Raw genomic sequence first — 20,652 nt, 5'->3', positions numbered from 1 at the left:
AGCGGTGTCAACCTTTCCCTTTAGTTCGCCCCCGATGGAGGAATCCCCCGATGAACGAAGCGGGCGAGCGGTGTCAACAGCGTCGTTATCGACCCTGATTATCGATCGGCGTACCGCGCGATGGCCTCGCGCAGGGTCATAACGGTGATCTCGCGTTCGTCGACCCACGAGAGCGTCTCGCGGATGCGGTCCTCGGTGACCTCCTCTTTGAACGTGTGCGCGCCGAGGACGCCCAGCGCCCCGCGCTCGGCGATCTCGTCGAGGTCCCGTTTGACCGATTCGCGGTCCGTGTACTCGATGAAGTAGTCGCGTCGGGTCCGGTAGGGATCGAAACCCTCGGGATCGTTTACCCGTTTGCCGTGGCGGGCGTTGGCCACCCCCGAGTAGTACTCGCTGGCGAACTTCCGCGAGTAGTCGTCGAAGTTGTCGTAGGGCGCCAGCAGCGTCTCGACCTCGAAACCCATACCTTCGAGGGCGTGTTTCGAGTCACCCATCGCTTCACGGATCTTCTCGGCGGGATACCGGATGATCGTCTCGCCCGCCAGGCAGGCCTCCTCGATGGGCTCGTCGACCGCGATGTAGCCGCCGGTATCGTCGCTTCCATAATCGGCGACCGCCCGGGTGAACGTGTGCTCGTCGGAGGTGAGTTCGATGGTCTTGCCGCGGTGGTAGCCGTGGCGGATCTCCTCGGGGTAGATCCGCTCGGCACCCGGGGCGGCATCCTCAACGAGTTCGAACGTCCCGAGGGTGGTGTGCTCGCTGGTGTGCGAAGCGATCTCCCAGCCCGCATCCACTAGCTCCTCGAGGTGTTCGATATCCATACAGCCGCTCGATTGGTAGTCCTCGCGGCCGATCCATTCGCTGACGATCCCGACGGTCGCGGGCGCGTCGAACGTCCGATGAGCGGGCAACGCCTGGGTGTAGTCCTCCATCGGACCGTCGTCGTAGACGAACATCACTGCTCCCCCTTCAGGCAGGCCGGGAGGTTCCGTGGGTTCCTCGTGAGTCTCGTTATCGCTATCCGTTTCGTTCCCGTCGTTGGGATCGGTATCGCTGGTGTTCCCACCGGGTGTCTCGTCGGTCTCCGTCGAGAGGCTGCCGAGACAGCCCGAGAGCCCGGCGAGGGACGCTGCGCTCAGTCCGAGGAAGGCCCGTCTGGAGGGCGAGGGTTTCTCCATACGTGCTTTCGACAATACATCACCGTTATTGTCAATTTATTAATTCATGATACTAGTAGAGTGAATGTCAGATTCTACGATATTATTGTAGGAAGAAAATAAATGTAATTATCTGATAGACGAGAGTTCGGACCGTTTAGGATAACCCTCAAGCCGATCGCCACCGGAAGGAACGTATGGATCGACTGTCGGCCAGCGGAGAGACGCTGTACGTCGCGCGCGACGAGGCCGAGCGTGGCTCGGACGGCCCGTTTTATGTCGTTTACCGGACGACGAACCGCCGTGATCGATGGGGGTATCTCTGTGGGAACTGCGGGAGTCCGAACACGGCGATGGACACGATGGGCCGGATCGTCTGTAACGACTGCCCGAACCAGCGTAAACCGACCGAGTGGGATGCGGCCCACGAGTGAGGGTGAAGATTTATGAATGTGGTCGGCGTAGTGCCTCTTGGATGGGACCTGTTAACATACCCCCCGTCGAGCAGGCCCGATCGATCTTCAGCGAACTCGGCTACACGCTGTCGGGAGACGGCACCGAGTTCCGCGCCGAGCGCGAGTGGAAGGTCGTTCACGTAACCGCAACCGCCGACGAGAGTGAGGGATCGATTCCCGATCCCGACACCGATTCGCTTCGGTGTTTCGTCACGTATCGTGAGGCGGCCGAATCGCTCGTCCGTCGTCTCTCGGACCTCAAACCCGACTACGAGTGGGCCGTCATCTCCGTGACGGACGGCGCCGACTACGACGTACTCCACGCGCCGTCGATGCGCGCGTAGTGATCTATGACGGAACGTTGATATTCCTGACCCTCGTACTGCCCGTATTGTGACCGTACCGACGGGACCGATCGGCCGCCGCGCACTCCTTTCGGGCGCGGCCGGCGCGCTTACCGCGAGTGCCGGCTGTCTGAACCGGTTTCAGGCCTCCGTCGACCGAGACACGCCGGAGCAGGTCTCGGTGTCGATCATGACTCTTCCGGCCGACGAGGATCCCGTTCCCGTACGGATCTCCCATCACCTCGCCGAAACGTTCGCTGCCGCCGGTATCGACGTCGGCCTCCAGCCGGTGACGGCCGAAAAGCTCTGGCGGAACGTCCTCCTGAATCAGGATTTCGACCTCTACATCGGCCAGCACCCCGGCCACTACGACCCCGACTACCTCTACGGACTGTTGCACTCGCGCTTCAGCGAGGAGCCCGGCTGGCAGAACCCGTTCGGCTACGTGAATGTCCCCGGAATGGACGACCCGCTCGAAACCCAGCGTCGGGCAACCGACGGGACCCGAAGCGGGGCGCTCTCGGCCCTCGTGGAGGCGGTCCGTGAGGAAGCCCCGATAGCGGTCGTCGCCTACCCCGAGGAATCACGGGCCATCCGGACCGACCGGTACTTCGGGTGGGGCTATCGCTCGCTCGAATCCCCCCTCGGCTATCTCGGCCTCCAAGAACGAAACGCCGCCGGGCGCGGTTCGCGCGCGGCCGATACGCTCCGTCTCGGGACCATGAACCGGCGGGTTACTCACAACCTGAACCCGCTGGCCGTCGAATACCGCGATCGCTGGATCGTCACCGGGCTGCTCTACGACCCGATCGGCCGATACGTGGACGGGGGGATCGAACCGTGGCTCGCGGACAACTGGTCGTGGGGCGACGACCGCCTGCGGGTCCGACTGCGCGAAGGGCTCTCCTGGCACGACGGGCAGAACCTGACCACCGCCGACGTCGCCTTCACCTACCGACTGCTCCGGGATACGACCTACACCGACGAGAACCCCACCGTTCCGGCCCCGTGTTTCCGCGCCCGAAGCTTGCTCGTCGAGGCGGTGGAGGCCATTGACGATCGGACGCTCGAGTTCTCGATCGACGCCAGCCGCGAGGTCGGTCTCCGAGCGCTCACCGTCCCGGTCCTGCCGAGACACGTCTGGGAGGAGCGGACCGGCCTCACCTCGATCGCGGGCTTCGACCTCGACAACGTCACCGAGGCGCTCGTCGCCGACAACATGGACCCCGTCGGCTCGGGACCGCTCCGGTTCGAGGCGGCGACGCCGGACGCCCGCCTCGAACTCGTTCGCAACGACGAGCACTTCCTCGTCGACCTGTCGGACGGGTCGTTGCCGGCGTTCGCCGGCGGGCCACCGTACCAGCGGCTGGTCTTCGTCTACTCGCCCTCCGAGGCGAACATCGTCGAGGGGGTCCAAGCGGGCGACCTCGACGCCAGCGCGATCGCGCTGGCACCGACCGAGATCAGGCGAGCGGAGGAAGCAAGCGAGGTCGAACTCGCGACCGAACCGACGAGTGCGTACTACCACGTCGGGTTCAACGGGCGCAACGCACCGCTCTCGAACCCACGGTTCAGACGCGCGCTCTCGCGGCTGCTCGATAGGGAGTTCCTTCGGACCGAGGCGTTCGAGGGGCACGCGACCCCGGCGTTCAGTCCCATCGCGGTCGGTGGGCCGAGCGACGAGTGGCACTCGGGCCACGGGGCGGGTTTCGTCGGCGAGAACGGGACCGGAACCGTCGAACCGGAGGTGGCGCACGAACTCTTCCGCGAGGCAGGGTATATATACAACGAGGCCGGAGAACTGGTCGTGCGCTGAGGAATGGCCCTCGAACTGCTAACGGTACTGTTGTCGATCGTCGCGGTCGTGAGCGTCCTGCTCGTGCTCGGGACGATCCTCTGTATCGACCGGGGGCAATTGCGCGAACTCAGGGCCGATCTCAGAACGCGACTCCGGCTTGCAGCCCCCGCGATCGGGTTGCTGGTCGTCGTGCTGGTAATCAACAGCCTCACCCGCCGGACCGCCCAGCGCCTCTCGTGGCTGATCGGTTTCGAGATCACCGATCAGATCTACCGGCTCGAAGGGGCGTTCGTCGCGTGGGTACAGACGTTTCAGACGACGGAGTTGACCGTCTACTTCTCGGCGGTGTACGTCTACGGCTACGTCTTCTTGCTCGTTTTCCCGTTGCTCGCGTACTTCGCGCTCTCCGAGCAACGGTCGCTTCACGAGCTCACGGTCGCCTACACGGCGAACTACGCGATCGGGCTGGTCTGTTACCTGCTGTTCGTGGCCTACGGCCCGCGAAACCTCGGCATCGCAGAACAGTTCATGTACGACGTCTACCCCTCCTCACGCCTGCTCACGAGCGCGGTCAACACACCCACGAACGTCTTTCCCTCGCTACACACGTCGCTCTCGGTGACGGTATTGCTCTTCGCGTGGCGAACCCGAGAGGCCTACCCGCGTTGGCTCGCCATCGCCGCGGTACTGGCGACCAGCGTCGTGATCTCGACAATGTACCTCGGGATCCACTGGCTGACCGATGTGATCGCCGGCATCGGCCTCGCGAGCGCGAGCTACTGGATTGGCGTCCACGGGGCCGATCGCTGGCGCGAGTTAGTAACGGGAGCACTGCCGAGGATTACGACCACGTTTCGCTCGCGTCCCTGAGGTGCGACAACCCGCTCCGAGGACCGAATCTCCCCGCTTCGTCACCCATTTACCCCGTGACGAACCGACGGATATCCCGCTGTCGACCGGCTACTACGGAATTCCGTGTACTCCCCGATGAAGGAATCGGTCACGAACTCGAAGCCACCCGGTAGGCGTGCCCGAACCGCCTTCGACGCGGCCACCGGGCGCTGGTCGAGGCCGCCCTCACCGTCAACAGAGCCGACGAGGACGACACCTAGCGGGAGACGGCCCGAGAGTTAAGTGGATTCCGCGGGAAGGTACGGGTGCATATGGTATTCAAGAAGGTCACCCTGATCGGGACGAGCACCGAGAGCTTCGACGACGCCGCAGATGACGCGATCGCACGCGCCCAGAACACCCTCGAGAACGTCTACTGGGCGGAGGTCGAGGAGTTCGGCGTCGAACTCAAAAACGTCGACGAACCCGAGTATCAGGCAACCCTCGAAGTCGCCTTCGAAGTCGAGGGCTGAGCCACCGAGCCGATTTTTACGGTCGACGTTGAAGTACGCGACCCGCGAGGAGGTCACATGAGCGAACGCCAGGCCATTGAACGGGTCGGAGAGCCGAACACGAGCGCCTCGCTGACCGCCGAGTTTCGGGCGCTCGGGATTAGACCGGGCGAACCCCTGCTCGTCCACGCCTCGCTGAGTGCGCTCGGGTGGACCTGTGGCGGCCCGCAGGCGGTCTGTGACGCCCTCTACGAGGCTGTTGGCGAGGCGGGCACTGTCGTCGTGCCGACCCACACCGGCCAGTATACGAACCCGGCGGGCTGGTCCGAACCCCCGGTCCCCGAAGACTGGATCGAGACGGTCCGAGAGGAGCGACCGCCGTACCGACCCGCGGTCACGCCGACGCGTGGCGTGGGCACAGTTCCCGAGTGTCTCCGAAACTACCCGGACGCGATCCGCAGCCGACACCCGACGGTTTCCTTCGCGGCGTGCGGGAGCGAGGCACGGGCGATCATCGCCGACCACGGGTTCGATTACGGACTCGGCGAGGAATCACCGCTCGCACGGCTCTACGAACGAGACGGGAAAATCCTGCTTCTCGGCGTCGGCCACGAGAAAAACACCTCGCTTCATCTGGGTGAGTACCGGACCGCGGTCCCGAACGAAACCGTGAGAAACAGCGCGCCGGTGGTTCGAGACGGGAAACGAGTCGACGTCGAGTACGAGGACATCGAGACGAGGACGGACGATTTCGCGGACTGCGGGACCGACTTCGAACGAGAGGTCGGCCTCACGGCGGGAACGGTCGGCGCGGCGACGGCGAAGCTAATGGATCAGCGTGAGATGGTGGATTTCGCTACCGAGTGGTTCGAACAAAACAGGTAGCCCAGTAATGGGGAGCGGTGTGGTGGCCTCGCTTCGCGGCCGATAGCCGCGAAACGAACGGGAAAGGGCTGGGCTACTAAAGAGCAGCCGTCCGGTCGGACGGCTGCGTCAACTGGCGGGCCTGGAGGTCTTCGGAAATCTTCGATTTCCGGACGCCGAGAGACCGCTTCGCGGCCTCTCGTAGCGACATCAAAAGGGCGACCGAAGCCTGCCAAGGCTGAGAGAGGGCTTTCTTTAGGTGCGGAAGGACTCCCCACAGCCACACTCGGAAACGACGTTGGGGTTCTCGACGTGGAAGCCCGCACCCTGCAGGCCGGACTCGTAGTCGAGGACGCTCCCCTCGATGTAGCGCATGCTCGCGGGGTCGACGAACACGCGCAGGCCGTGGTGTTCGTAGACGGTGTCGTCCTCTTCGGGTTCGTCGTCGAATCGCATCCCATAGGAGAGGCCCGCACAGCCGCCCTGCTGGACGAACAGTCGCAGGCCCGCGATTCCGGTGTCCAATCCCTCGCCCTCGAGCAAGTCCAGTGCTTGCTCGGCGGCCGTCGGAGAGACCTGGATCTCCGGGTCCGTGCCGGTGGCGGTCTCGGTGCTCATGTTCTATCGTCTATCGCCGAGGTGGTTAACTGTGACGCCCAACCACGCTACCGCTCGAAGACCCGTTCGCGATCGTGGTTCAGTTCCTCGGGCTCGGTTTCGAGCAGTCGGTCGAGCCGCCGTTCGAACTCCTCGTCGCCGATCTCGCCGCGGGCGTAACGCTCCCGGAGGACGGAGAGTGGATCGTCGGGGATGGGTTCGGGGACCGCTCGCGACTCGGTTTCCTCGTTTCGGACCGTCTCGAGGAGAGTCGTCGATATCGGGTTCGCCCCGGTCTGCCACCAGTACCACGCCCCGAGGAGCATCACTAACGCGAGCAGCCACGGCGCTTCGAGGATCACCAAGGGTAGGACGATCACCAACAGGAGGATCGTCCCGAGGATGAGCAGTCCGTCCCTGTCCTCGCTGTCCATATTTCCCGATGTTAGTCCGGCAGTAAAAACGTTCGTTTACTCCCGGTGTCGGTCGCGTTCCTCCTCCGTTTCGGCCCGTTCGCTCACCCGGACGGCGACGCTCTCGGCGTGGCCTTCGAGTCCCTCGGCGCGCGCGAGGGTGTCGATTGTATCGGAAAGCGAGTCGAGGCCCTCGGGCGAGAGGCGTTGGACCGTACTCGCACGGAGGAACTGTTCGACCGAGAGCCCGCCGGTGACTTTCGCGAGCCCGTTGGTGGGGAGGACGTGGTTCGTGCCGCTGGCGTAATCGCCCGCGGCGACGGGCGTATGGGATCCGAGGAAGACGCTTCCCGCGCTATCGATCCGCGAGAGGATCGCTTCGTCCTCGTCGGCCTGGATCGAGAGGTGTTCTGCGGCGTACGCCTCGGCGAAGGAGATCGCCTCGCTCATCGAGCGGGCCGCGAAGACGCCGCTCGCGTCGTTGTCGAGCGCCCCGCGTATGGTTCCCTCACGGTCCCGTTCGGCGGCCCGCTCGTCGACCTCGCGGACGACCGCCTTCGCGACCTCCTCGTCGGTCACGACCGCCACGACGGAGGCGTTCTCGTCGTGCTCGGCCTGTGCGAGCAGGTCAGCGGCGACGAACTCCGAACTGGCCGTTCCGTCGGCGATCACGAGGATTTCACTTGGCCCCGCGAGGAAGTCGATCTCGCAGTCGTCCCGGATCTCGGCTTTGGCGGCCGTGACCCATTTGTTGCCGGGCCCGACGACCTTCCGGACCCGGGTGACCGACTCGGTGCCGTAGGCGAGCGCCCCGATCGCCTGTGCGCCCCCGACGCTGTAGACCTCGTCGGCGCCCGCGGCGTGGATCGCCGCCAGCGTCACCGGGTTGATCTCTTCAGCGGGCGGAGTCGCGACACAGACGGTTTCGACGCCCGCGACCTTCGCGGGGATCACGCCCATCAGCGCACTGGAGGGATAGGCCGCCGCCCCGCCGGGAACGTAGACGCCGATCCGTTCGATGGGACGGAACCGTCGCCCGAGTTCGCGACCCTCGTCGAACTCCTCGCGCCAGTCCTCGGGGAGTTGGCGCTCGTGAAATTCTCGAATGTTCTCGGCTGCGGTCTCGATCGCTTCGCGCGTCTCGGCATCGATCTTCCCGTGGGCGCGCTCGGCGGCGTCGGTGATCTCGAGGTTTCCCACGTCGACATCGTCGAACTCGCGACAGAACTCCCTGACCGCGACGTCGCCCTCCTCGCGGACGCGCTCTACGATCCCTCGGACGTCGCCTCGGACCGCCTCGATTCCGGCGTCGCGCTCGAACAGCGCGCGGCGGCGTTCGGGACCCAGATCGGCGATGGACTGGACGTTCATACCCCCACTTGCGTCCTGTCTCGAAAAGACGTTTCTATCGCGCTACGCCAACAACCCGGCCACGAGGACGAGCAGGAGAACGGCCGTCGCCGCCCCGCCGAACACGAGGACGAACGCCAGTACCGTCCCGAGCATCCCATCGTCGTAGAGGAACTCCTCTGCGATCCCGCGTATGTCCCCGACGAACCCGGTGAGTCGATCGGCCATAGTGGTTCACCTCCGAGTAGGTGCCGGTGGTTCATGAGTGAACCGATGGGACGACCGTCTCACGGCCGGTCGGCTCACGACGTGGAACTGTCGCCCGGAACACTAACGACCGGTCTCATCCCGAGGCGGCGTGCCGCGTCGACCGGGAAACCCTCGTGCCGGGCGGGTTGCGCTTCGCGCAACCGAACGACGAGCCGGCCAATGCCGGCGAGTACGTGGTTTCCTCGAAACCACGCGAACCGCAAACCGTACAGCGCGCTCGGCGGCTACGGAGCCCCCTTGCGTTTCGCGGTCCGAAGGACCGCGCATCTGTTGCACACCCGGGTTCGCCGTGCGATCATCGCTCCCGAGTGGGAGAACTCCGCCGGGGACTTGAGGTGTGCATCCCTCCTACGGGCGCGGGGCGATTAAGCCCTGTGTATCGGGCGGACGAAGACAGGTATTTGCTCGTCCGATCCATAGATCCGAACCCGAATGACCCTCCCCGACCGAGGTGCGTTCTCGCGTCGCGAGTACCTGAAGGGGCTCGTCGCCGTCGGCGGGACGGCCGCGCTCGCGGCCTGTCTCGACGAGGAATCGAGCGTCGATATCCCGACTGGCGATCCCGCGGCCGTCCCCGAGCGCCAGCACGCTTGGAACGCCGTCCTGTCGGGCGACAACGAAAACATCGCCCCCGCGCGTCATCACGTCCTCCTCTCGCTCACCCTCGCTCGCGATCCGACCGGAGACGACCGCGAGCGTTTCGAGCGCGCGCTCGAAACGCTCGAACGCGCCTACGAGTGGAGCCACGAGGGCCTGCTGTTCACCGTCGGCTACACCCCACGGTACTTCGAGCGAGTGGGGTGGAACGGCCTGCCCGAACCCACGGCGCTGACTGAGTTCGAGTCCCCCGAGTTCGAGGACGGCGACTGCCAGATCCACCTCGCGAGCGATCACTCGCAGGCAGTGCTCGCGGCTGAGGAGGCGCTATTGGGCGAAATCGAGACGATAAACGGCGTCGAGGTGGAGACGGACATCGGCGACCTCGTCGACTCCCGCGAACGGCTCACGGGTTTCGTCGGCCCCGGACTGCCCGCCGAACACCAAGACACGCCGGGCGTTCCTGACTCCGAACCGATCCACGAGGAGGCGCCCTTCTTCATGGGGTTTCGCTCCGGGTTCGAGGAGAGTCAAGCGAGCGAGGATCGCGTGACCATCGAGGACGGCCCCTTTGCAGGCGGCACTACCCGACACGTCGAATCGCTGTCGATCGATCTCCGCCAGTGGTACGAACAGGACTCGCAGTTCCAGCGGGTGGCGAAACTGTTCAGCCACGAACACGCGGCGGAGGGACTGGTCGGCGAGTATGGCGAGAAACTCGACGAGTCGAACGGACTCACCGCCGAGCGCATCGCGAACACGCTCGAGGACGCCCGCCAACACGGCGTGGTCGGACACGCCCAGAAGGCCGCCCGCGCCCGCGAGGACGGCGAGCCGCTCCTCCTGCGGCGCGACTTCAACACGACCGACGACGACCGCCCCGGTCTACACTTCCTCTCCGTACAGCGCGAGATCGAGGAGTTCGTCCGCGTGCGCGAGGCGATGGCCGGCGCGGATATCGCCGAGGACAGCGCCGTCGGCTCGATCACCAACAACGGCATCCTCCAGTATCTCACGGTTCGCCGTCGGGGCAACTACCTCCTCCCACCGCGCGAACTGCGGGCGTTTCCCGACCCGTAACCGTATCACAGTCGTGGGGTCGGGCCTACAGCGCGTACTCGGACTCACGGAACTGGACATACCGGCCGTCGCGAAAGCCGAATCGGGCCTTTCGGTACGCCAAGAGGAGTCTGGTCGCGCCCAGTCCCGCGCCGAACTTCCGGCGGAACATGTCGTAGCCACCGCTTTCGGCGAGCATCCGGTCGGCGACCCGGAAGGTCCGGTCCCAGTCGGCGGGCGTGTACGATTCGACCATCTCGGCCATCGAGACGTTGCGAAGGATCTCCTCGCCGATCCGACCCTTCCACGTGTCGTTGTAGCTCGTGAGATCGCCGATGGCGGCGAGCCGTCCAGCGATCTTGCCCGAACGGACGGCGACGTGATACCCGCCCTCGTGGAACGCCGAGGTCGTCCCCATCGCCCCGCCGACGACGGCGATCCCAGCCTTGGTAGGTGATTCGATCGGCCGGGTCGAGGAGATCGGGTAGGCCTCGGTTCCGCCGCGTTTTCCCCGGTCCTCGACCAGTGGGAAGTCCTCCTTGATGTCGTAGCGGTCGCCGTACTCGCGTTCGAGCAGCCGTCGGAGGTAGACCGCCCCCGAGGGCAGGCGTTCGTCGTCCGGTTCGAGCAGGGGATACGCCTCGGGGCTCTCGACGTCCGCGAGGTCCATTCCGATGGGCATGGTCAGGCCGACCCGGGCGACGGTGCCGTCGTTGGGAAAGACCCACGGGTAGGCGGTGCGGCCGGGGATGTGGCCCCACCAGAACTTCAAGAGATCGTCCTCGAAGACCTCCTCGGGGAACCGGCGGTGTTCCTGGTAGGCGATGTGGTTCGCGTGGGTACCCATGAGATCGCCGATCGATCGTTCAGGGATGAACTGATCGAGAACGGGGATGGTAACGTTTCGTTGGGGACCGTCCGCGAGCACGAGGTACTCGGCCTCGATTTCGGTGCCGTCGCCCAGCGTTAGGTGATGAGTGTGGCCCGACGAGAGGTCGGTCTCGACGTCCTTGACCGCCGTGCCGACGCGATACTCCGCGCCCGCGTCCTCGACGCGCTCGCGCAGCCAGTCGTCCATCCGGGGCCGGTCGAACGTGAACCCGAACTTCGAATACGAGGAGTCGATCCCGGTCGAGTACATCGTACAGCGCTCGGTCGGGCCGACGAACTCCGTTCCCTCGAGCTCCCTGAGGACGATCTCCTCTGGGATCTCTTCGAAGGGGATCCCCATGAGGTCGACCCAGTAATCCAGCATCCCGGCGGCGTCCGTCGAATCGGGGCCTAGCTCTTCGCGGTCTGCACGCGGGACGCCCTTCTCGACGACGAGGGTTCGCGCATTCCGCTTTGCGGCCTCCTCGGCGGCCGACATTCCGCCGGGGCCGCCGCCGACTATCGCAACGTCAACGCGCTCCATACACCGAACGTCTCTCGCATTCTCTTAAACCTCCTGAACCCATCGTGGACGAAAACGCATTTCGAACCGAAATACTGATCGTGGATTCCCCGAAGGACGTAGCATGTACGCGATTATTAACGGGGACGTTCGCACGCTCACCGAAGCGGGGACCATCGAGGGCGGAACCGTCCTCGTCGAAGCGGGCGAGATCACGGCCGTCGGGTCGGATATCGAGATCCCAGACGGCACGCGGAAGATCGACGCCGGCGGAAAGCCGGTAACACCCGGGCTGGTCGATGCCCACAGCCACGCCGGCGTCAGCGAGTGGGGCGAGCCGGAGGACTCGGATCACAACGAGGTTTCGGATCCCGTAACTCCCGAAGTCAACGTTCTCGACGGGTTTCACCCCGGCGACGAAGAGCTCTATTACGCCTGCGGGGGCGGCGTGACGACCGTCAGCGCGCGCATGGGCAGCGCGAACGTCGTCGGCGGAATCATCTGCTCGATGAAAACGCACGGGACGACCGCCGACTCGATGTTGGTCCGCGAGGACGGCATGAAGGCCGCATTCGGCGAGAATCCAAAGAGAATTCACGGAAAGGACCGGGATCGCGCGCCGGTCACCCGACCGGGCGTCGCGGCGACGCTCAGACAGGCGCTGATGAACGCCGAGGACTACATCGCTCGGCGGGACGCTGCCCACGAGAACGACGAGCCGTTCGAGCGCGATCTCGGCATGGAGAACCTCTCGCGAGTCATCGAGGGCGACCTCCCCCTGAGAGTCCACGCCCACCGCGCCGACGACATCATGACCGTCTTTCGGATCGTCGAGGAGTTCGGGATCGAGGACCTCTCGATCGAGCACGCGACCGAAGGGCATCTGATCGCCGAGGAGTTCGCCGAGCGGGGCGTGCCAGCCGTCGTCGGCCCGAGCCTCTACAGCGGCGCGAAGTACGAACTGTCGAACATCACCTTCGAAACCCCCGGAATCCTCCACGATGCCGGCGTAACGGTCGCGATCCAGACTGACGCGCCGGTCCTCCCGCAGAAACACCTCGACGTCTGTGTGGGTCTCGCGATCCGCGAGGGACTGCCCGAGGGGGCGGCGCTCGCGACCGTGACGAGAAACCCCGCCGAGATCCTCGGGATCGCGGACCGGGTCGGCACTCTCAAAGAAGGAACCGACGCGGACCTCGTGGTCTGGGACGGCGAGCCCTTCGAGATCTCGACGAGTCCCAAACACGTGTTCGTCGACGGCGAGCCCATCGGGGAGAGTTAAGTCCCGTCGGCGGGACCGACGAACCATGTCGAGCGAACCCATTCTGGTACTTCGGCGAGGCACCCACGGGATGCCCGTTTCCGACCTCGCAAACGAGATCCGAGAGCGACTGCCCGACCACGAGATCCAGGTCGCGACCACCCCCGAAGAGGAGCGCGAGCGGATCGCCGAGGCTCGGGTCGCCGTCGGCATGGGGATCGACGAGGAACTGCTCTCGCATGCCGAGACCCTCGACCTGTTCGCGTGTGCCTACGCCGGCACGGGCCACCTGCCGATGGACGCGCTCAAAGACGCTGGCGTCCGGGTGACCAACGCGGCCGGTGTCCACGGCCCCAACATCGCCGAAGGGGTGATCGGCTCGATCCTCGCCTTTTACCGGGACTTCTTCACGGGACGCGACCAGCAGGAATCCCACGAGTGGCGCCACTACCAGACCGACGAGTTCATGGGCGCGACCGTCACGGTCGTGGGGTTGGGTGCGATCGGCGGGGCCATCGTCGAGCGCCTCGCGGGCTTCGGCGTCGACACCATCGGGGTGCGCTACACCCCCGAGAAGGGCGGTCCGACGGACGAGGTGATCGGTTTCGACGAGGAGGACATCCACGGGGCGCTTTCGCGCACCGACGTCCTTGTGCTCGCCTGCCCGCTGACCGACACGACAGAGGGACTGATCGGCGAGGAGGAGTTCGTTACGCTCCCCGAGGACGCTCTTCTCGTGAATATCGCTCGGGGTCCGGTCGTCGAGACGGAGGCGCTCGTGGCCGCGATCCGGCGTAACAAGCTCCACGGGGCGGCCCTCGACGTGACCGACCCCGAACCCCTGCCGGAGGATCACCCGCTGTGGGACTTCGGGAACGTCCAGATCACGCCCCACAACGCCGGTCATACCCCGAGATACTACGAACGACTCGCGGATATCGTCGCCGAGAACGTCGAGCTGATCGACGCGGGTGAGGGAGAGTTGACGAATCAGGTCCTATAAGTAGCCTTCCTTCGCGAGAAGTTCGCCATTGAGCACGCTCGCGCCCGCCGCTCCGCGAAGCGTGTTGTGGGCCAGACAGTTGTACTGGATGCCCGTCTCGCTTTCGCGCAGGCCGCCCGCACAGATCTGCATCCCGTTTTCGCGCTCGCGATCCAGTCGGGGCTGGGGACGTTCTGGCTCCTCGAAGACCCGAATTAGCGGGTCGGGCGAACTGGGGAGATCGATTCCTTGGTAGGATTCCATCGCCTCAACGGCGTCCTCGACGGTCGCGCCCGCTTCGAACTCCGCCCAGACGTTTTCGAGGTGGCCGTCGAGCGTGGGGATCCGGTTGCAGGAGGCCGAGACGGTCGCGTCGTGGGCCGCCAGTTCCGCGCCGTCGAAGCTCCCCAGCAGCTTCTTCGATTCGCTTTCCATCTTCTCCTCTTCGCCGCCGATATGCGGGATGGCGTTGTCGATGATCTCCATCGAGGTGACGCCCGAGTAGCCCGCCCCCGAGACGGCCTGTAGGGTCGCGACGTGGACCCGTGAGAGGCCGAACTCGTCGAGCGCTTTCAGGGTGGGGACCATGGTGATCGTCGAGCAGTTGGGGTTTTTCACCATCGCGCCGTCCCAGCCCCGCGAGTCGCGCTGGACTTCGAGCAGTCCGAGGTGGTCGGCGTTGACCTCGGGGATGACGAGCGGAACGTCCTCGGCCATGCGCTGGTTCGAGGAGTTCGAGGAGACGACGTAGCCTGCCTCACAGAAATCGCTCTCGACCCGCTCGCCGACCGAGGAGGGCAGCGACGAGAACAGCAGATCGACGTCGGGAATCGCGTCGGGGTCGGTTTCGGCGACGGTGATCTCGGCGACGCTATCGGGAATCGGCGTGCTGATGCGCCATTTGGCGGCCTTTCGGTAGGGTTTGCCCGCGCTCTCTGAACTCGCAGTGAGCGCTTCGATCTCGAAATCGGGGTGGGGATCGAGCAGTTGGATGAGCCGCTGTCCGACAGCGCCGGTCGCACCGAGGACGCCAACAGTGTGAGTCATTAGCGAAGGTAGGGAACAGCGTGTTCAAAACGGTTTGGATCGGGGAGTTCGGATGTCGGTTACGGAACTGGTAAATGCTGTCGCGAGACGGACACAGCGGCTGCTCGGGCGAGTGGAACGTGTACGGACGAGAATCGGTCTACTGGGCCTGAGCCTGCTCGTGTTTCCGGGTGACGTAGCCCGCGATACGGTTGCGGACGCCCTTGGACTCGATGTTGGTGAGTTCGCGGACGCTGTTCTTGTTGTGCTCGAAGTCGCTGCCGAAGGCCTCCGGATAGCGCTCCAGCAGGAGCGTCCCCGTCTTCTTGACGTAGGCCGGTTTGATTGCCATGCCCGGGGCTACTCCCGTGTCGGCCTAAAAGGATTCGCTTCGGCGATTCCAGTCCGAGTACTCCGTCAGCCGCGAGAACGCCTCGCGATCCCGGTCGCTCCCACACCGCTCGACCACCGCCTCGAAATACGAGAGCCGATCGAGCAACTCGGCGGTGTCGTAGCTCTCGACCTCGAGACGCGACGCGGCGATCGTCGCCTCGATCACGGCGGCATGACCCCGCGAGGTCGTCGGCACCACTCGACATTCGATCCCCGACTCGATGGGTGTGAGTTCCCACTCCTCCCAGCGCGTGCTCCCGGACTCGTCCGTACCGATTCGTTCGGCCTCGACGTGTACCCACGCGTCCGCCGAGGGGAGGACCCACTCGTCGCGCTCGTAGATCGAACAGGCCGCCTCGACGAAGTCGACCGGGTCTCGGGTGAACTGGACGTAGCCGCCTCCCTGACGGTGGAAATTTCGTCGGGTTCTCGTATTGCCCCACGTGCGGGCGGTGACCGGTTCGGTGGGGAAGAGTCCGAGCGCCGCGAGGTTCCACCGGTCGTTCGGGCCAAGCGTAGCGACGACCGACTCGGTGACGCCCGCGAGGTCGACGGGCCACTCGCTACCGGTCCCGTTTTCGCCACCCTCACGGCTCACACCTCGACACCCCGTTCGAGCGCGATGAAGAGGCCAGCGGCGACGATATCGGCGGTGGTTCCGGGGTTGATCCTCCGCTCGACGAACTCCGCGGCGAGCGCCGAGAGCGCCTCGCGGTTTCCGAGCGCGGCGGCGACCCGGTCGCTGGCCTCCTTCGCGACCTCCACACCGTGTTTCTTCGCCACCAGCGTATCGGGACGGTCGGCCAGCGCCTCGCAGAAGGTCGTCGCCGCCCGGTCCGAAAGCGGGCCCGAAAGCTCCGCGATCCGGTCGGCCGCCCGAAACGAGCGCTCGAACCCGCCGGCCCACTCGCGGGCCACGTCGTCGGCGTCCTCGCCGAGCGCCATGACGTCGTGGAGGGTGAGGTCGCGTTCCTCAAGGGCGGGGATCGCCTCCGACCCGCGTCGTACGTCGAGGTCGTCCCACTCGTCGGGCGGGTCCGAGACGAACACCGAGCAGTGCTCGAACGCGCGATAGAAGGCCGCGGCGTCCTCCACGGTGGTGTTTCGGGCGACGCGCTCCGTGCCTGCGGCCGAGAGGTCGCCATCGCTCGCGGCCCCCACCAGCGGGACGAGCAACAGGAGCGCGCCGAACTGCGTGTTCTCCCCGTGGATAGCGGCCATCCCCTCGACGGCGCGCTCGAACGCCTCGCCAACGGGCCCGGACTCGGCCGCGCGCAGGCCCGCACCGGCGCCGACCGCGCTCGCGAGGAACTGCTCGTAGCGCAGATCGGGCAGATCCCGCTCGCGGTCGACGTTTCCCGGCTTGGGCGTCCCCGAGACCTCGAGCAAGAGGGCCAACTGGGCGTTCTCGGCTGGTCTCACGGGCTCGCCTCACGTTCCGTCCACGCGTCGACCGCCTTTCTCACCCGCGCGAGCACGCGCGGGTCGTCGCTGGGCCGCCCGACGCTGACCGCGTCGGCGCCGTACGCGAGGTACTCCCGGACGCTTTCCCGATCCCTGACCTCGTTGTTGGCGATCACGAACAGGTCGCTCGCCCCCCGGATCTCCCGAATGACGGGCTCGGAGTCCATCGCGTCGACGTGGATGATTCGAGCGCCAGCGCCCTCGACCGCCCGTGCGGTCTCGGCGAGGGCCACACCCGGGACCTCTGCCCGCACCTTCACACTCACCCGCGCGCCCGTTTCGGACGCCGCGCGGACCTGCTCACAAAGCCGGTCGGTATCCCGAAGGAGCGTCTCGCCACAGCCGACCTCGCGAAGCTCGTCCTGCCGGCAGTGAGCGTTGATCTCGGGGATCGCGCCGTGATCGCGACAGACCGCCGCCGCCTCGCGAACCGGCCCCGGCGAGGTGCTCCGGACGTTGAACCCGGTCACGATGGCGAGATCAGACAGCGCCGCGAGCTGGTCGTCAACGAATTCGAGCGGCCTCGCGGGGAGGAACTCCTCGCGGTCCCGGGCGACGAGTCGCCGGGCGGCCTCGCGCGAGGGGGCGTCGAGCGCGATTCCGCCAAGGATCGCACAGTCGACGTACTCGCCCGCCGCCCGCGCCCACACAGCGTCCGACTGGCCGCTCAGGCTCGCGGCGACGAGCCTCATGGGAGCTCCTCCGTCGGAGCATAGCTCCGGCGTGGTCGCGTCCGTTCGCTTGCGCTCTCTCATGCGACCGCCCCCAGCGCCTCGTCGACCGCCCGTGTGACGCGCGCGGCGTCCTCGGGCGAGTCCATCGCCGTATCGGTACGAACTACTGGTCGATCGAGTTCGGTATCGTCGTCCGAGTCCAGCACGAACGCGTCGGCGAAGGGATAGGCCTCCGCGACGCCCGCCGTGCTCGGCTCGTGGCCGGTCGCGGCCATCAGGTCGCCCGCCGGCCCCGAGAACACGCGGTCCTCGACGAACGGAGAGACCGCCACGACCGGCGTCTCGGCGAGCGCCCGCTCGACCCCCTCGACCGCCCGAATCGGGCCGACGCTGGTGACCGGGTTCGAGGGGCCGACAACCACGGGATCCGAAAGCGCCTCCCGTACTGCCTCCGTCGCGCTCGCCTCGCCGCGGAACTCCACGCCCTCGATGATCGGCTCGCCCCGACGCCCGACCCAGAACTCCTGGAAGTGCATCGGGCCGCTGGGCGTGTGGATCAGCGTCGCGAGTGGGTCGTCGCTCATCGGGACGAGGCCGAGTTCGAGCCCGAAAGCCCCCGCGAGGGTGCGCGTGACCGCCGTAAGGGAGTGGCCCTCGTCGAGCAGGCTCGTCCGGGTGATGTGCACGGCACGATCGCGATCCCCGATCGTCATGAACTCCGCAACGCCCGAAAACCGCCGCCAGCGCGCGATCTCGCGCCCGCTCGTCTGGCGTTCGTCGGGGAGGTAGCGCGGACCACCCTCCAACCCGGCGTCTTCGGCGAGTTCGAAGAGGAAGTCGTCGGTTTCGTGGGTGTCCCCGTCGATCCCCCACCACGTCTCAGTATCGAGGACGCCGCCGCGCTCGAACAGCACGGTATCGACATCCGGCGAGACGAACAGCCCCCCGAGTTCGACGTCGTCGCCGGTGTTGGCGACCACCGTCGTCTCCGTGGGATCGAAGACCGTATCGGCCCCCGAGAGGAGTTTCGGCGTTCCGGTCCCCCCGGAGAGGAACGTGACCATACGCGGGGTAGGCGGGGGCGCGGACTTAAGCGCTCGCTCTCGATTGAACGGGGCCTGCGCGAGCAACCTCGACGCTTTAGGTGCCGGTAGTGGTATCATCGCTTATGACAGACGTACCCGACATCGAACTGGTCGAAACCGACGAGGAGTACGTCCACGTCCGGTTTCGGGACCCCGACCGGTACGAGGAGATCCGGACCCCCGACTGGGCGAAGGAGCCCGCCGAATCCGTCTCGGAGGGGAGCGAGGTTCGCACCGGGAAGATCGAAGGGAGCGACGATTGGGAGGTTACCTCAGTGCTGATCGAGAAACACGTCGGCGAGGAGAAGGCCAGAGAGCAGGCCCGCGAGATCGTCGCGAAGATCGAGTCGTAGTGAGACGAAGCGACTTAGGGTCCCGCCGCGAGTACCCGCCATATGGCCGACGGGGACGGTGCCGACCGGGACGACGCGGGGAGCGGAGCCGACGACGGATCCGAAACGCTCGGTTCGCTCGCTCGGATCGCTCCCGCGGCTGTCGCTGTAGCCCTCGGGATCGTCTGGATCGCTCGGCTGGCGGCCGGCGGCCCGACGCTCGGCGGCGGACTCCTGTTCGAGGTGCTCCCGCCGCTCGCGTTGCTCTACTTCGGACTGACCGTCCTTCGTGCCGATCGGTGAAACCGACACGCCGGTAGCGCCCCGAACGCGGGCGATAGAAACACAACGGCTATCACCCCGGCGTGATTCGCATCGCCCATATGTCTGCTAGCAGTTCCCAAGGATCGTTACAGCGGCTCGGACAGTCGGTCGCGAACTGGTCGGAACGCTGGGTTCCGAGCCCCTTTATCTTCGCGATCGGCCTCACCCTGATCGCCTACGTCGCGGCGCTCGCCTTCACCTCGGATGGCCCGCTCGCGAACGTCATCAACTGGTACGACGGGTTCTGGACGCTGTTGGAGTTCGCGATGCAGATGGTGCTCATTCTCGTCACCGGCTACGCGGTCGCCGACTCCCGGCAGGTCAGCAGCCTGTTGAACCGGATCGCCTCGATACCCGAGAGTGGCTCGCAGGCGGCCGCGCTCGTCGCGGCCGTCGCGATGGCCGCCGGCTACTTCCACTGGGGGGTCGGGCTGATCGTCGGTGCGATCTTCGCGGTCTTCGTCGCCCGCGCAGGGCTCGAACGCGGGATGACGTTTCACTACCCACTTTTGTGTGCAGCCGGCTACACCAGCCAGGTGATCTGGCACGTCGGCCCCTCGACCAGCGCCGGGTTGCTCTCGGCGACCGAGGGCCACGTCTTCGAGGACGTCATCGGGGTCGTCCCCCTCTCCGAGAGCGTCTTCACCCTGTATGCGTTCGGGCTCGCGGTCATGGTGTTTCTCACCGTCGTCCCGCTCATGTACTTTCTCGCACCCGAGGAGGACCACGCCGTAGGAATCGAGGCGTACGCGCCCGAACTGCTCGATGGACCCGAATCCGATCGACCCGCAGCGACCGACGGCGGCGAGACGGTCGCTCGGACGCCCTCCGAACGGCTCAACGAGAGCCGAGTGATCGCCTACCTCGTCGGGACGGGGATGCTCGTTTACGTCGTTCAGCACTTCGCGACGGCGGGTATCGGCGAGGCCCTCGATCTGAACGTCTTCAACTTCGCGTTCATCGCGGTCGGACTCTTCCTCTACGGCACGCCGACGGCCTACATGGGGGCGATCCGGAACGCTACCGAGAGCTCAGCGGGCATCATCCTGCAGTTTCCCTTCTACGCCGGGATCCTCGGGATCATCGCGAACTCCGGCCTCTCCGATCTGATCGCGTCGGTCCTCCTCGATGTCGCCACGCCGGCGACGTTCCCGGTGGTGGCGTGGCTCCTCGGCGGCGTCATGAACATCTTCGTCCCCAGCGGCGGCGGCGAGTGGGGGATTATCGGCGGGATCGTCGGCGAGACCGCGATCGAACTCGGGGTCGAACCCGGACAGGCGATCATCGCCTACGGCGCCGGCGACATGTGGACCAATATGTTTCAGCCGTTCTGGGCCATCCCACTTTTGGGCATCACCAAGGTCGACGCACGGGACATCCTCGGATACACCCTGATCGTCATGGTCGCGCTCGCGCCCGTGATCGCCGTTGGACTCTACTTCCTGCCCTACTGACCCCGTCTCCGTCCCCT

The 20,652-nt window shown here is 65.9% G+C and carries 24 protein-coding genes; 12 read left to right on the top strand and 12 right to left on the bottom strand.

What is annotated here, in order from left to right; genetic code table 11:
• Positions 1-98: 98 nt before the first annotated feature.
• Entirely contained in the window at positions 99-1,178 is a 1,080-nt protein-coding gene (locus HAPAU_RS08165) for a polysaccharide deacetylase family protein (RefSeq protein WP_066381444.1), read from the bottom strand.
• Between the two features lie 176 nt (positions 1,179-1,354).
• Here HAPAU_RS08165 and HAPAU_RS08160 point away from each other — a divergent pair, with 176 nt between their 5' ends.
• From HAPAU_RS08160 to HAPAU_RS08135, 6 genes are all read left to right on the top strand, one after another.
• Complete coding sequence (locus HAPAU_RS08160) at positions 1,355-1,591, top strand: DUF5816 domain-containing protein (RefSeq protein ID WP_066381442.1); 237 nt, start codon at positions 1,355-1,357, stop codon at positions 1,589-1,591.
• Positions 1,592-1,632: 41 nt separating this feature from the next.
• Positions 1,633-1,956 carry a DUF7116 family protein gene (locus HAPAU_RS08155; RefSeq protein WP_066381440.1) on the top strand — a complete coding sequence of 108 codons (324 nt, stop codon included), beginning with the start codon at positions 1,633-1,635 and terminating at the stop codon, positions 1,954-1,956.
• Positions 1,957-2,005: 49 nt separating this feature from the next.
• Positions 2,006-3,772, top strand: a complete 1,767-nt coding sequence (locus HAPAU_RS08150) for an ABC transporter substrate-binding protein (protein ID WP_066381438.1) — start codon at positions 2,006-2,008, stop codon at positions 3,770-3,772.
• A gap of 3 nt (positions 3,773-3,775) precedes the next feature.
• On the top strand, positions 3,776-4,624 hold the full coding sequence (locus tag HAPAU_RS08145) for a phosphatase PAP2 family protein (RefSeq protein ID WP_066381434.1): 849 nt from the start codon (positions 3,776-3,778) through the stop codon (positions 4,622-4,624).
• 293 nt (positions 4,625-4,917) lie between these two features.
• Entirely contained in the window at positions 4,918-5,118 is a 201-nt protein-coding gene (locus HAPAU_RS08140) for a dodecin (protein ID WP_066381432.1), read from the top strand.
• A 57-nt stretch (positions 5,119-5,175) separates the two neighbouring features.
• A complete protein-coding gene (locus HAPAU_RS08135; protein WP_066381430.1) occupies positions 5,176-5,982 on the top strand; it encodes an aminoglycoside N(3)-acetyltransferase in 807 nt (268 codons plus the stop codon).
• A gap of 234 nt (positions 5,983-6,216) precedes the next feature.
• Here HAPAU_RS08135 and HAPAU_RS08130 read toward each other — a convergent pair whose 3' ends face one another.
• The 4 genes from HAPAU_RS08130 to HAPAU_RS21620 are packed head-to-tail and all read right to left on the bottom strand — an operon-like array spanning position 6,217 to position 8,549.
• Complete coding sequence (locus HAPAU_RS08130) at positions 6,217-6,579, bottom strand: HesB/IscA family protein (RefSeq protein WP_066381428.1); 363 nt, start codon at positions 6,577-6,579, stop codon at positions 6,217-6,219.
• Between the two features lie 47 nt (positions 6,580-6,626).
• Positions 6,627-6,992 carry an SHOCT domain-containing protein gene (locus HAPAU_RS08125; protein WP_066381426.1) on the bottom strand — a complete coding sequence of 122 codons (366 nt, stop codon included), beginning with the start codon at positions 6,990-6,992 and terminating at the stop codon, positions 6,627-6,629.
• Between the two features lie 36 nt (positions 6,993-7,028).
• Positions 7,029-8,342 carry a histidinol dehydrogenase gene (hisD, locus tag HAPAU_RS08120; RefSeq protein ID WP_066381424.1) on the bottom strand — a complete coding sequence of 438 codons (1,314 nt, stop codon included), beginning with the start codon at positions 8,340-8,342 and terminating at the stop codon, positions 7,029-7,031.
• Positions 8,343-8,384: 42 nt separating this feature from the next.
• Positions 8,385-8,549, bottom strand: a complete 165-nt coding sequence (locus tag HAPAU_RS21620) for a hypothetical protein (protein WP_169802633.1) — start codon at positions 8,547-8,549, stop codon at positions 8,385-8,387.
• 474 nt (positions 8,550-9,023) lie between these two features.
• On the opposite strand from HAPAU_RS21620, the gene HAPAU_RS08115 reads away from it, so the two are divergent.
• Positions 9,024-10,268, top strand: coding sequence for a twin-arginine translocation signal domain-containing protein (locus tag HAPAU_RS08115; protein ID WP_066381422.1), 1,245 nt, complete (start codon positions 9,024-9,026; stop codon positions 10,266-10,268).
• A 25-nt stretch (positions 10,269-10,293) separates the two neighbouring features.
• On the opposite strand, the gene HAPAU_RS08110 is transcribed toward HAPAU_RS08115, so the two are convergent.
• Positions 10,294-11,661: an NAD(P)/FAD-dependent oxidoreductase gene (locus HAPAU_RS08110; RefSeq protein WP_066381421.1), complete on the bottom strand. Its 1,368-nt coding sequence runs from the start codon at positions 11,659-11,661 to the stop codon at positions 10,294-10,296.
• 103 nt (positions 11,662-11,764) lie between these two features.
• Here HAPAU_RS08110 and HAPAU_RS08105 point away from each other — a divergent pair, with 103 nt between their 5' ends.
• Positions 11,765-12,922: an amidohydrolase gene (locus tag HAPAU_RS08105; RefSeq protein WP_066381419.1), complete on the top strand. Its 1,158-nt coding sequence runs from the start codon at positions 11,765-11,767 to the stop codon at positions 12,920-12,922.
• A 25-nt stretch (positions 12,923-12,947) separates the two neighbouring features.
• Positions 12,948-13,904, top strand: coding sequence for a D-2-hydroxyacid dehydrogenase (locus tag HAPAU_RS08100; protein ID WP_066381417.1), 957 nt, complete (start codon positions 12,948-12,950; stop codon positions 13,902-13,904).
• Here HAPAU_RS08100 and asd read toward each other — a convergent pair.
• The 6 genes from asd to cofD all read right to left on the bottom strand — a co-directional run bounded on the left by asd (position 13,899) and on the right by cofD (position 18,504).
• Positions 13,899-14,930 carry an aspartate-semialdehyde dehydrogenase gene (gene asd, locus HAPAU_RS08095; RefSeq protein WP_066381415.1) on the bottom strand — a complete coding sequence of 344 codons (1,032 nt, stop codon included), beginning with the start codon at positions 14,928-14,930 and terminating at the stop codon, positions 13,899-13,901. The genes HAPAU_RS08100 and asd overlap by 6 nt on opposite strands.
• A gap of 139 nt (positions 14,931-15,069) precedes the next feature.
• On the bottom strand, positions 15,070-15,261 hold the full coding sequence (locus HAPAU_RS08090) for a 30S ribosomal protein S17e (RefSeq protein ID WP_066381412.1): 192 nt from the start codon (positions 15,259-15,261) through the stop codon (positions 15,070-15,072).
• A 24-nt stretch (positions 15,262-15,285) separates the two neighbouring features.
• Positions 15,286-15,900, bottom strand: a complete 615-nt coding sequence (locus HAPAU_RS08085) for a DUF447 domain-containing protein (RefSeq protein ID WP_066381411.1) — start codon at positions 15,898-15,900, stop codon at positions 15,286-15,288.
• Positions 15,897-16,724: a triphosphoribosyl-dephospho-CoA synthase gene (locus HAPAU_RS08080; RefSeq protein WP_066381410.1), complete on the bottom strand. Its 828-nt coding sequence runs from the start codon at positions 16,722-16,724 to the stop codon at positions 15,897-15,899. The genes HAPAU_RS08085 and HAPAU_RS08080 overlap by 4 nt, the downstream gene beginning before the upstream one ends.
• Positions 16,721-17,458, bottom strand: coding sequence for a tRNA-dihydrouridine synthase (locus HAPAU_RS08075; protein ID WP_066381409.1), 738 nt, complete (start codon positions 17,456-17,458; stop codon positions 16,721-16,723). The genes HAPAU_RS08080 and HAPAU_RS08075 overlap by 4 nt, the downstream gene beginning before the upstream one ends.
• A gap of 59 nt (positions 17,459-17,517) precedes the next feature.
• Complete coding sequence (gene cofD / locus HAPAU_RS08070) at positions 17,518-18,504, bottom strand: 2-phospho-L-lactate transferase (protein ID WP_066381408.1); 987 nt, start codon at positions 18,502-18,504, stop codon at positions 17,518-17,520.
• Positions 18,505-18,608: 104 nt separating this feature from the next.
• Here cofD and HAPAU_RS08065 point away from each other — a divergent pair, with 104 nt between their 5' ends.
• The 3 genes from HAPAU_RS08065 (at position 18,609) to HAPAU_RS08055 (ending at position 20,635) form a co-directional block, all read left to right on the top strand.
• Entirely contained in the window at positions 18,609-18,878 is a 270-nt protein-coding gene (locus HAPAU_RS08065; protein WP_066381406.1) for a hypothetical protein, read from the top strand.
• Positions 18,879-18,920: 42 nt separating this feature from the next.
• Positions 18,921-19,160: a hypothetical protein gene (locus tag HAPAU_RS08060; RefSeq protein ID WP_066381404.1), complete on the top strand. Its 240-nt coding sequence runs from the start codon at positions 18,921-18,923 to the stop codon at positions 19,158-19,160.
• An 80-nt stretch (positions 19,161-19,240) separates the two neighbouring features.
• Positions 19,241-20,635, top strand: coding sequence for a short-chain fatty acid transporter (locus tag HAPAU_RS08055; protein WP_066381403.1), 1,395 nt, complete (start codon positions 19,241-19,243; stop codon positions 20,633-20,635).
• Positions 20,636-20,652: the final 17 nt, after the last annotated feature.

Source organism: Halalkalicoccus paucihalophilus, assembly GCF_001593955.1.
In the GTDB taxonomy this organism is placed as follows: domain Archaea; phylum Halobacteriota; class Halobacteria; order Halobacteriales; family Halalkalicoccaceae; genus Halalkalicoccus; species Halalkalicoccus paucihalophilus.
The sequence above is the reverse complement of the archived record's forward strand: the minus strand, read 5'-3'. Positions and strand labels throughout refer to the sequence as shown.

Bases quoted from the DNA above. Each gene is read 5' to 3' on its own strand.
- HAPAU_RS21620 (WP_169802633.1), bottom strand. From the start codon at position 8,549: ATGGCCGATCGACTCACCGGGTTCGTCGGGGACATACGCGGGATCGCA.
- HAPAU_RS08115 (WP_066381422.1), top strand. From the start codon at position 9,024: ATGACCCTCCCCGACCGAGGTGCGTTCTCGCGTCGCGAGTACCTGAAG.
- HAPAU_RS08075 (WP_066381409.1), bottom strand. From the start codon at position 17,458: ATGAGGCTCGTCGCCGCGAGCCTGAGCGGCCAGTCGGACGCTGTGTGG.
- HAPAU_RS08060 (WP_066381404.1), top strand. From the start codon at position 18,921: ATGGCCGACGGGGACGGTGCCGACCGGGACGACGCGGGGAGCGGAGCC.
- HAPAU_RS08130 (WP_066381428.1), bottom strand. From the start codon at position 6,579: ATGAGCACCGAGACCGCCACCGGCACGGACCCGGAGATCCAGGTCTCT.
- HAPAU_RS08155 (WP_066381440.1), top strand. From the start codon at position 1,633: ATGGGACCTGTTAACATACCCCCCGTCGAGCAGGCCCGATCGATCTTC.
- HAPAU_RS08105 (WP_066381419.1), top strand. From the start codon at position 11,765: ATGTACGCGATTATTAACGGGGACGTTCGCACGCTCACCGAAGCGGGG.
- cofD (WP_066381408.1), bottom strand. From the start codon at position 18,504: ATGGTCACGTTCCTCTCCGGGGGGACCGGAACGCCGAAACTCCTCTCG.
- asd (WP_066381415.1), bottom strand. From the start codon at position 14,930: ATGACTCACACTGTTGGCGTCCTCGGTGCGACCGGCGCTGTCGGACAG.
- HAPAU_RS08145 (WP_066381434.1), top strand. From the start codon at position 3,776: ATGGCCCTCGAACTGCTAACGGTACTGTTGTCGATCGTCGCGGTCGTG.
- HAPAU_RS08110 (WP_066381421.1), bottom strand. From the start codon at position 11,661: ATGGAGCGCGTTGACGTTGCGATAGTCGGCGGCGGCCCCGGCGGAATG.
- HAPAU_RS08140 (WP_066381432.1), top strand. From the start codon at position 4,918: ATGGTATTCAAGAAGGTCACCCTGATCGGGACGAGCACCGAGAGCTTC.
- HAPAU_RS08065 (WP_066381406.1), top strand. From the start codon at position 18,609: ATGACAGACGTACCCGACATCGAACTGGTCGAAACCGACGAGGAGTAC.
- HAPAU_RS08090 (WP_066381412.1), bottom strand. From the start codon at position 15,261: ATGGCAATCAAACCGGCCTACGTCAAGAAGACGGGGACGCTCCTGCTG.
- HAPAU_RS08055 (WP_066381403.1), top strand. From the start codon at position 19,241: ATGTCTGCTAGCAGTTCCCAAGGATCGTTACAGCGGCTCGGACAGTCG.
- hisD (WP_066381424.1), bottom strand. From the start codon at position 8,342: ATGAACGTCCAGTCCATCGCCGATCTGGGTCCCGAACGCCGCCGCGCG.
- HAPAU_RS08160 (WP_066381442.1), top strand. From the start codon at position 1,355: ATGGATCGACTGTCGGCCAGCGGAGAGACGCTGTACGTCGCGCGCGAC.
- HAPAU_RS08100 (WP_066381417.1), top strand. From the start codon at position 12,948: ATGTCGAGCGAACCCATTCTGGTACTTCGGCGAGGCACCCACGGGATG.
- HAPAU_RS08125 (WP_066381426.1), bottom strand. From the start codon at position 6,992: ATGGACAGCGAGGACAGGGACGGACTGCTCATCCTCGGGACGATCCTC.
- HAPAU_RS08165 (WP_066381444.1), bottom strand. From the start codon at position 1,178: ATGGAGAAACCCTCGCCCTCCAGACGGGCCTTCCTCGGACTGAGCGCA.
- HAPAU_RS08135 (WP_066381430.1), top strand. From the start codon at position 5,176: ATGAGCGAACGCCAGGCCATTGAACGGGTCGGAGAGCCGAACACGAGC.